The 1,383-nt window shown below is 51.0% G+C and carries 1 rRNA gene; it reads right to left on the bottom strand.

Annotated features, from left to right (window positions below):
• Positions 1–1,383 (bottom strand): 23S ribosomal RNA (locus ACX6U0_RS21250); the annotation flags it as partial.

Here is a 1,383-nt window from a genome sequence, read left to right as displayed (position 1 = left end):
ATGATGTGCGGATTTGCCTACACATCAGCCTAATTGCTTGGACGCGCATATCCAGCAGCGCGCTTACCCTATCTTTCTGCGTCCCTCCATTGCTCAAACGGAAATCAGGTGGTACAGGAATATCAACCTGTTGTCCATCGCCTACGCCTGTCGGCCTCGGCTTAGGTCCTGACTAACCCTGGGAGGACGAGCCTTCCCCAGGAAACCTTAGGCATACGGTGGACGGGATTCTCACCCGTCTTTCGCTACTCATACCGGCATTCTCACTTCTAAGCGCTCCACCAGTCCTTACGATCTAGCTTCAACGCCCTTAGAACGCTCCCCTACCACTGATACCATACGGTATCAATCCGCAGCTTCGGTGATACGTTTAGCCCCGTTACATTTTCGGCGCAGAGTCACTCGACCAGTGAGCTATTACGCACTCTTTAAATGGTGGCTGCTTCTAAGCCAACATCCTGGTTGTCTAAGCAACTCCACATCCTTTTCCACTTAACGTATACTTTGGGACCTTAGCTGGCGGTCTGGGCTGTTTCCCTCTTGACCACGGATCTTATCACTCGTAGTCTGACTCCTATGGATAAGTCATTGGCATTCGGAGTTTGACTGAATTCGGTAACCCGTTGGGGGCCCCTAGTCCAATCAGTGCTCTACCTCCAAGACTCTAACACATAAGGCTAGCCCTAAAGCTATTTCGGGGAGAACCAGCTATCTCCGAGTTCGATTGGAATTTCTCCGCTACCCACACCTCATCCCCGCACTTTTCAACGTGCGTGGGTTCGGACCTCCATTCAGTGTTACCTGAACTTCATCCTGGACATGGGTAGATCACTCGGTTTCGGGTCTACGACCACGTACTATATCGCCCTATTCAGACTCGCTTTCGCTGCGGCTCCGTCTCTTCAACTTAACCTTGCACGGGATCGTAACTCGCCGGTTCATTCTACAAAAGGCACGCCATCACTCATTAACGAGCTCTGACTATTTGTAAGCACACGGTTTCAGGTTCTCTTTCACTCCCCTTCCGGGGTGCTTTTCACCTTTCCCTCACGGTACTGGTTCACTATCGGTCACTAGGTAGTATTTAGCCTTGGGAGATGGTCCTCCCAGATTCCGACGGAATTTCACGTGTTCCGCCGTACTCAGGATCCACTCAAGAGGGAACGAGGTTTCAACTACAGGGTTTTTACCTTCTTCGACGGACCTTTCCAGGTCGCTTCATTTACCCCGTTCCTTTGTAACTCCGTATAGAGTGTCCTACAACCCCAAGAGGCAAGCCTCTTGGTTTGGGCTATCTTCCGTTTCGCTCGCCGCTACTCAGGAAATCGCATTTTGCTTTCTATTCCTCCAGGTACTTAGATGTTTCAGTTCCCTGGGTCTGTC

It is taken from the genome of Gottfriedia sp. ABJ_BB2_2, assembly GCF_055484705.1.
Note: the sequence above shows the minus strand (reverse complement) of the source record. Positions and strands in the feature narration are given on the sequence as shown.